6 protein-coding genes and 1 pseudogene are annotated in these 8,120 nt (G+C 67.7%); 3 read left to right on the top strand and 4 right to left on the bottom strand.

Annotated features, from left to right (window positions below; genetic code table 11):
• Both ACFWDI_RS40415 and ACFWDI_RS40420 read left to right on the top strand, forming a co-directional pair.
• Positions 1 to 533, top strand: a 533-nt coding sequence (locus ACFWDI_RS40415) for an ATP-binding protein (RefSeq protein ID WP_385312041.1), incomplete at its 5' end; no start/stop codon positions are given.
• A gap of 354 nt (positions 534 to 887) precedes the next feature.
• Positions 888 to 2,828, top strand: coding sequence for a hypothetical protein (locus tag ACFWDI_RS40420; protein WP_385312043.1), 1,941 nt, complete (start codon positions 888 to 890; stop codon positions 2,826 to 2,828).
• A 247-nt stretch (positions 2,829 to 3,075) separates the two neighbouring features.
• Here ACFWDI_RS40420 and ACFWDI_RS40425 read toward each other — a convergent pair whose 3' ends face one another.
• Both ACFWDI_RS40425 and ACFWDI_RS40430 read right to left on the bottom strand, forming a co-directional pair.
• The gene (locus ACFWDI_RS40425) at positions 3,076 to 3,276 is read right to left on the bottom strand and encodes a hypothetical protein (RefSeq protein WP_385312044.1); all 201 of its coding nucleotides are present in this window, start codon (positions 3,274 to 3,276) and stop codon (positions 3,076 to 3,078) included.
• Positions 3,277 to 3,355: 79 nt separating this feature from the next.
• Positions 3,356 to 3,772 (bottom strand): annotated as a pseudogene (locus ACFWDI_RS40430) (hypothetical protein); the annotation flags it as partial.
• A 30-nt stretch (positions 3,773 to 3,802) separates the two neighbouring features.
• Between ACFWDI_RS40430 and ACFWDI_RS40435 the strand changes: the two are divergent.
• Entirely contained in the window at positions 3,803 to 4,597 is a 795-nt protein-coding gene (locus ACFWDI_RS40435; protein WP_385312045.1) for an IS5 family transposase, read from the top strand.
• Positions 4,598 to 5,286: 689 nt separating this feature from the next.
• Here the strand turns inward: ACFWDI_RS40435 and ACFWDI_RS40440 are convergent.
• Positions 5,287 to 6,852, bottom strand: coding sequence for a hypothetical protein (locus ACFWDI_RS40440; protein ID WP_385312047.1), 1,566 nt, complete (start codon positions 6,850 to 6,852; stop codon positions 5,287 to 5,289).
• Positions 6,849 to 7,511 (bottom strand): TnsA-like heteromeric transposase endonuclease subunit, encoded by a 663-nt coding sequence (locus ACFWDI_RS40445; RefSeq protein WP_385312048.1) that lies wholly within the window; start codon positions 7,509 to 7,511, stop codon positions 6,849 to 6,851. Before ACFWDI_RS40445 ends, ACFWDI_RS40440 begins: the two co-directional genes overlap by 4 nt.
• Between the last annotated feature and the right edge of the window lie 609 nt (positions 7,512 to 8,120).

The following is an 8,120-nucleotide window of genomic DNA, read 5'->3' on the forward strand; positions in this document are numbered from 1 at the left end:
ATCGGCCCCTGCTGACCACGCTCCATCGATCGAAGAACCGTCTTGAGCTGCAACAACACGCTCAGATCGCGAACGAACCGGCGATAACGCCCGGAACCGGCAAGACCCACCTGGCTACCGGGCTTGGGATCAGAGCTTGCCAGGCCGGCCACCGGGTCGCGTTCGCCACCGCCGCCCAGTGGGTCACGCGCCTCGCCGAGGCCCACGCAGCCGGCCGGCTCAGTGACGAGCTCACCCGCCTCGGCCGGATCCCGCTGATCGTGGTCGACGAGGTGGGATACATCCCCTTCGAGCCCGAGGCCGCGAACCTGTTCTTCCAGTTCATCTCAGGCAGATACGAACGCGCGTCCGTGATCGTCACGAGCAACAAGCCCTTCGGCCGATGGGGCGAGGTCTTCGGCGACGACACCGTCGCTGCCGCCATGATCGACCGCCTCGTCCACCACGCTGAAGTGATCTCCCTCAAGGGCGACAGCTACCGCATGCGCGGCCGCGACCTCGGACGGGTTCCAGCGGCCAACACGGGGGAATGACCAACATCAACTGACTGACCGGGGGTCACTTTTCAACCGCCGGAACTGGGTCACGATTCAAGCGTCGTCGACAAACCTCTCATCCCAGTGACTACGGCGCCGTTTTGCCCACTTCGGGCAGGGGCGACGGCCTCGCGTTTCGCGGTCGGCGCTGGACCACGCTTTGCGCGCGGCCCCACAACCTTAAGCCTGGGCCGACCCCGCCGCGCGTGGATCGCTTACCAAACCGGTCGGGGACGCTTTGGCCGAGCCTGATACGCGCCGGACTACCTGCCCAGAAGCTCATGCAGAAGGGCGACGACCGCCCCGCCCCAGGTGCTGCACCCAGGGCAGGGCCGGGTTGTGCAGAGCCAAGTGGACCGGCCGGGTACTGCACCCGGGGGAATCACCGGTGATCACGACCTTCCCGACGCTATGTACTGGTTTGAGGTGTTTTCATGTGCCCTGTTGTGCTGGTGCGATGGATCCCTCCAGAAAGGCGACAGGACGGAAACAGTGCTTGATCCCCCGCAATCCGGCGCGGGGAAGGCGGGAAGGGCCGGGAAGGGGGTGCGGCTGTGGCGCCGTGTGGTAACAGTCGCGGCGGCACTTGCCGTGACGGCCGCAGGCGTGGCCGGGCTTGCCGCACCTCCCGCCGCAGCCCTGAGCCCCGGCACGGACGCGGCTGGCACGCACGCTCCCGCCGGTCAGCGACAGGCCCACAAGGCCGGCGAAAAACGACAGCCCGACCTCCTGCTGGTCGCCAAGAGTCACCAAGGGGACTTCATCGCGGGCGGTCAGGGCGTGTACACGATCACCGTCACCAACCCCCAGGGGATCTCGTTTGGCCGGGACTTTACGGTCACGGACCCCCTGCCCGAGGGGCTCACCGCCGCCAGTTTTGAGGGCACGGACACGAGCTTCTGGAGGTTCTGCGATGTGGGCCCTCCCGTGACCTGCTATCTACCCGACTACGAGTTGCAGGCGTATGAGTCCCTTCCGCCGATCACGCTGATCGTGAACGTCGCCTCCAACGCATCCGGACAGGTGACCAACAACGTCAGTGTGAGCACCAGAGATGAATACGGCAGTAGTCGAGAGTCCGCCTCGGGCAGCGACCCCACTACTATCCTGCCCGCATCGTCGTCATTGCTGATCACAAAGAGTCACCCCCAAGGAGACTTCAACGCGGGCAGTCTGGGCAGCCCGTTCACGATCACCGTGAGCAACTCCAGCCCGGGCCCGACGTCCGGGACAGTCACCGTCACTGATGATCTGTCCCCAGAATTCCATCCTTACACCATGGCGGGTAACGGCTGGACCTGTGTCAAGGACAGTCTGACGTGTACTCGTTCGGACCCACTAGCGCCGGGCGCGAGTTATCCGCCGATCACGCTCACCGTGAGTGTGGACCCCGCCGCATCCGCACCGGCGACCAACCGCGCCACGGTGGCTAACGGTGGCAGCGGCGCACAGGCTAGCGACCTCGTCACCATCAACGCTGCGGCGCAACCCGCGCCGTGGTTGTGGATCGACAAGACCCACGGAGGGGACTTCACCCCGGGCCACACGGGTGTGTACACGTTCCTCGTCAGCAATCAGGGCAACGCTGCGACGACGGGGACAGTGACCGTGGCCGACACCGCCCTGCCCGACGGACTCACGGTCCTCAACATGGGAGGCGGGGGCTGGAATTGTCCGGACCTGGCCACCCTGACCTGTACCTTCACCGACTCGGTGGCAGCGGGAGATTCCTTCCCGCCCCTCGTGCTGCTCGTGACGGTCGACCCCGACGCCACCGGGCCGTTTGTCAACACCGTCACGGTGAGCGGCGGCGGCAGCACACCCGACCAGGACATCGACCCCGTCATTCTCGCCCGCCCGTCGTTGCAGATCGACAAGACCCACCAGGGGGAGTTCGTCCGGGGCGGACGCGGCCAGTACACGATCACGGTCACCAACAACGGCCAGGCCCCGACCCGGGGGCAGGTGACCGTGACCGACAGCCTGCCCCAAGGACTCAGAGCCGCCGGCCTGGAGGGCGAGGGCTGGCACTGCGACACGGCCACCCTGGCCTGCACCCGCACGGACGCGCTGCCACCAGGCGGGCACTACCCGCCCATCACGCTGAAGGTGAAGGTGAACCGCAAAGCCCCGTGCACGGTAGTCAACACCGTCACCGTGACCGGAGGCCGCAGCGCGAAAGCCCAGGCCACCGACCCGACACCAGTCAACAGGGACCGGCCCGGCCACGGACACAAAGACCCCCGCCACCCGGCCACCGAACACACAACCACCCCCACCACCTGCCACTGACTGACCCCCACCCACCACCAGGGCCCCCGGGGAACCACGAAGATGCTGTTGGTTAATTCGGGTGGCTCCTACTCGGCCCCGCTGAGCTTCGGCTCGGCGGGGCCGAGTGCTGCGAAGTGGCTGGTGCGGGCTCCCCCGCGAAGAAAATCGTCGCGGACTTCAGCACCCCGTTGACCTCGCGCAGTCGTTTGTTCTGCGCCCGCAGCCGCCTAGGCTTGACTCTGTCGGGGATCTTGGATGGTCGGGCTCAGCTGCCGAGGGTTCGCCAGGACTTTGACCGGGGGATCTCGTTCTGGTCCAGCAAGGTCTGGAAGGCGGTCGGCGGTCTCGGCGAAGAGGGTTCCTCCGTCGCTGACTGGCCGCTGAGTCGTTCGATGTTCACGGCGATGGCCGTGAGTACGTGTTGCAGGTGGGCTTTCGGCTGTCCTCGGTAGCGGCAGCGGCACATTCCGTGCCCGTGGGGCGAACTCGTTGATGGTGCCCTCGACTCCGGAGCGGACCGCGTAGCGGGTCTTCCAGTCGGGTGTCTGCTGCTCGGCGTGGACGCGGAGTTGCAGGTCGCGGAGTTCTCGTGGGGGAAAGCCCACGGTCCGGGCGTTGTCGGCGGTGGTGGTGCAGCGGGTGCGGGCCGGGCAGGGGCGGCACTGGTTCTTGGTGAACCGGGCCACGATCAGCGGGGCGGCGGTGGGCGAGTAGGTCGGGTAAGAAGCCGTTGTCGTACCGATCATGGAACGTGCAGGTCGAACAGGGTTCCTGGTCGGGTGATCTTCCGGCTGTACGCGCATGAGAGCAGGGCCTCTCGGTAGCTCGGGGATGCGAACCCAAACCGAGCAACACCGGGAGGCCCTGTGTCGTTGTTGTACGCGCCCGCGCCCGTCGAGTTCAACTCGTCTGCTGTGTCGTGCGATTGCCTCGCGCACGTGTACGGCAACGCGGCCGATCATCCGGAGAGGGAACGCTGCTACTCGTCGGATATGAGTGACGCGGAGTGGGCGGCGGTACGGCCCTTGTTGCCCACCCCGGCGTGGCTGGAGGGCCGTGGCGGGCAGCCCGAGGGGTACTGCCACCGCCAGATGTTGGATGCGATCCGCTACCTGGTCGCGGGCGGGATCTCCTGGCGGTCGATGCCGGTGGACTTCCCCGCCTGGGACCGCGTCTATGCCTTCTTCCGCCGCTGGCTGCAGACCGGGCTGATCACCGAGTTCCACGACCGGCTGCGCGGCCGGGTCCGCGAGCGCGAAGGGCGCGAGGCGGAACCGACGGCCGCAATCATCGACGCACAGTCAGTGAAGGGGGCCGCTTCGGTGCCCGCCACCTCACGCGGCTACGACGGCGGCAAACAGATCAACGGCCGCAAACGGCACATCATTACGGACTGTCTCGGCCTGCTCCTGGTCGTCGCGGTCACCGCCGCGAACGTGGGCGACCGCGAGGCGGCCGTGCCCCTGCTTCAGCGACTGCGCGGGCTGCACCGGGACATCACCCTGGTCTGGGCCGACGGCGGCTACACCGGCCAACTCGTCGACTGGTGCCGTCAGAAGCTCGCCTTCGCCCTTGAAGTCGTCAAGCGCACCGACGGCATGGAGGGGTTCGTGGTGCTGCCGAGACGCTGGGTGGTAGAGCGCACACTGAGCTGGCTGATGCACTCGCGGCGTCTGTGCCGCGACTACGAAACGCTGACCGTGACCAGCGAGGCGATGATCCTGTTCTCGATGATCACGCGGATGAGCCGCCGGCTGGCGAGGCCACGAGCCGACGGCCGGCGCTGAACGCCCCCGACTCTCCTGGAGCAACCACCCACGCTCGCCCAGGCGCTTGGCCTTCGACCGCACCCCTTCGACCTTTGCCGCGACCGTGTTGTCGATGCCCAGTGCCGCCGCGATGTCCTTGGCCCGCACCGGCTCACGGTCCGGCCCGTCCTGAAGCACGTTCAGGATCCGCTGGTTGTCCAGCGAGAGCACCGACACCGACAGACCCTCCCGCCAGGGCGGCACGATCGCTCCCGGCACCGACGCGGACACCGGCGCAGGAGCAGGCGCTTCTTCTCCTTCGGCCTCCGCCACGACCGTGGTCTCTTCGGCGGATGCGGCCAGGGCGTCGACGAGTTCTTCGCGGGCGATCACCCGCCGGTCCCACTCGATCTCGGCGGCCACCAGCGCCACGGCCATACGGGCCGCCTTCCTCCCGCAGATCCTCCACCCGCTCACGGGCAGCCGTCTCCCGCGCCTCCAACAACCCCAGCATCGACGCCACCGCGCACCCCTCGACGACCAAGCGGACACAGAACGCCGAGACCATCCCTCACTTCGACCGAAACCATGCCTGAGCAGCGGAAACTCAACGATCACGTCCGGTTCAACAACGGCCTCTGAGGGCTGGTCCCAGCGCTCGCGCAGGGCGGGGTGGTCCTTGCCGTACCAAAGTCCGCCGATCTTCACCCCGCGCCGGGCGTGGATCTTCACGTAGTGCGGCGGCAGCAGCCTGTAGTACAACTCCGGCTTGGGGATCTGCAACGCGAAGCCGCCCTGGTGCATCGCGGCGGCGAACAGCGTGTTGGGGCTGTGCTCCTCACCCGGTCCCCAGGCCGGGGCAATTCGCCCAGTCTCCTGTTCTGCCACACCTTCACGGTCCAGGTCGCGATCAGATGCTCCATCGCCTCCAGCGTCAGCACCGCGTTGCCCTCCGGGTCGGCGCCCCGGTCGGCGACGTCGACGCCGGTGTAGCCAGGCAGCACCTCCAACAGCAGGCTCCTGATTCCGCCGAATGCGCGTTCGACGGCTTGTTTATCGGTGGGACGCAAGGTGCGGGCGGGAAGCACGTTGCAGCCCAGCGTGCGCTCGGCCTCCACCAGATGGTGGTTCTTGTAGGGTTCGCCGTGGTCGGTGGTGACCGTCTCGGGGGTGACGAACGGCAGCGCGGCGGCCCGGTGCCCGGCCAACTGGGCGACCACCGCGGCCGGGACGCCGGGGTAGGGCCACTCCATGTCCTCGCCCCAGCCGGCCCGCAACGGCAGCGGCATCATCACCTCCCGCAGCAGCATCGCCACGTCCACCGAGGTGTCGGAGACAAGCGTGAGGCGGAAGGCCACCAGCGAGTGCGAGTAGTCCAACGCAAGTGTCAGATGCGCCGATACCGGCTCACCGAACACCGATTCGCGGACCTTGACCGGCAGCACCGTGGTGTCCAGCGCGACCACCTGCCCGGGCCGGTGCACCACCATCCGCGCTGTGGACGTCTCGTTCCGCGCGGCCGAGCGGACATACCGCTGACGGGCGCCCCCGGGCCCGAACCACTCACGCCAGACCGCCCGCAGCGTGTCGTAGCCCGGTACCTTCACGTCCGGCCCGTATATCTCGTGAAGGTACTGGTGGATCAGCCTTTCGCGGCTTCGCATGCTCATCCGGGAGCGCTGCAGGGTCTCGTCCCGGACGGCGAAGATCGCCTCCCACACTTCCTCGGTGATGCTGGGCCTGCCGCCCGAGGCCCGTAGCCACCGGCCGTCCGCGCAGCCCAGCAGCCCGTCCTTGCGCCAGGCGGCGGCCATCCGCTTCAGCGTGCGCTCGCTGAAGCGGTCCAGCCCCAGCACCGACGCTTCCTCGCGCCCGAGCGCGTTCATCTCCGCGACCTTCGCCCGGCGCCGCTGGCCCAGCGTGGTGCGAGCCGGATCGTAGGCCGGTCGCGGTTCGCCCGGCTCAGCCCGCCGCGGATCACCCGAGCGGTAACCGGTCTCCGCCTCCAGCAGATGCGCGGCCCGCAGCCTCACCTTGTCCTGCTGGCCCTTCGTCAGATCACCCAAGGTCGGCGGCTGCCGGTCGGCAGTCCTCGCTGCAAGGGCCGCGGGAAGAATCCGGCAGTCGGGATGCCGCATCAGCCAGCGGAACGAACGCTGCTCGGTCCGGCCGTCCTCGCTCCGCAGCAGCACCCGCCCGAACTGTGGCTCGATCCCGGAAACGCTCCAGTCCAGGCCGTCGAAGCGCAACCGGGAACCGACCCGGACTTCCAGCAGACCTGCCCGGTCGGTCATGACCCCGCTCCCTCATCAACTGGCCAGACCATGGAGTCGTCGTCCAGCGGGCGGCCCAGATCGGCCCCCAGCCGGCGGTGCCAGAGCAGATGCAAGGCATGGGCGCGGGCCACCGCCGGCAGCGAGGTTCGGCGTACCAACTCGCCGAACGCGACCGGGCCCGCTGCCGTCCCGGCCATCACTTCCGCCTGCAGACCGAGGGGGTCATCAAGGCGGCGGCGCTGGGCCGACAACGCGTCCAGCACCGACAGCACGTGCCGCAACCAGCCGGTCACCACCGCATACCGCCAGCCACAGGAGAACGCCGCCTCCACGGACGCGGCGAACTTCAGCGCGTCCGCCTCCTTGACCAGACAACCGGGACGCACGTCGAACAGCCATCGAGAGCCGTCCGCCATCACCGCGAGGAAGTCCGGCGTGTGCTCGCTGCGGCCCTGGTCATGGGCGAACTCCATCCGAAACGGCTGCGGCAGCACCTCCTGCACCTGCAAGAAGTCAAGAACCAGCAACAGCCGTTGTTCTTCCAGCGACTCGAACCCGTGATGGCGGCCGGTGGAGACCATGAACTGAAGACCCGGCCGGTGCCGCTGGCGGGCCCGCCAGGTGAAGCGGCGTACCGGCTGCGACGACAACATCGGCACCGCCGCCAGGTCCCGCACGGGCCAGACCACCTCACCCCCCTCGAACCGCCAAGAGGTGGTCCACGAGCGGGTCCAGCCCTCACTCAGCGACAGGCGGCCGCGTACGGACTCGGCCACCGCGTACGGCGCGATCAGCTCCTCCAACCCGCACCGGCCCGAACACACCACAGCCCCGGCATCCGCGTACATGACTCCAGCGCAGCAGCCACGCGGGTACGGCGGGGCAAGATCTCGCTACATGATCGGAAAATGACGGCTCAGGCCACAACGGGGCCAACAATCGATCGGAGGGGCCACTTAACGATCGTCGTCACAACGGTGTTCCCAAACGGTCATGTGGCGTAGAGACCTACATGATCTTGGAAACCCGTGCCTGACTCATTCACGCGGGCAGACAGCACGACACAGAACCGAACAAGCCGGTCAAGGTGGCACTTTTGACGAAGCCCTGCCAGCCACCCAGCAACGACAGTTACAACGAAACCCCCTCAAAGCGCCTTCATGCCGAGGCCCTGGGACGTGAACCGATACCGTCGGGTAGCGAGGGCGCATTTCGGCGCCCTCGCCCCCTCAGAACCGTACGTGCACGTTATCCGCGCATACGGCTCAAGCAAGTCCTGAAGGCTC

It is taken from the genome of Streptomyces sp. NPDC060064, from assembly GCF_042736455.1.
Classification (GTDB): Bacteria; Actinomycetota; Actinomycetes; order Streptomycetales; family Streptomycetaceae; genus Streptomyces.

Bases quoted from the DNA above. Each gene is read 5' to 3' on its own strand.
- ACFWDI_RS40425 (WP_385312044.1), bottom strand. From the start codon at position 3,276: ATGTGCCGCTGCCGCTACCGAGGACAGCCGAAAGCCCACCTGCAACAC.
- ACFWDI_RS40435 (WP_385312045.1), top strand. From the start codon at position 3,803: ATGAGTGACGCGGAGTGGGCGGCGGTACGGCCCTTGTTGCCCACCCCG.
- ACFWDI_RS40440 (WP_385312047.1), bottom strand. From the start codon at position 6,852: ATGACCGACCGGGCAGGTCTGCTGGAAGTCCGGGTCGGTTCCCGGTTG.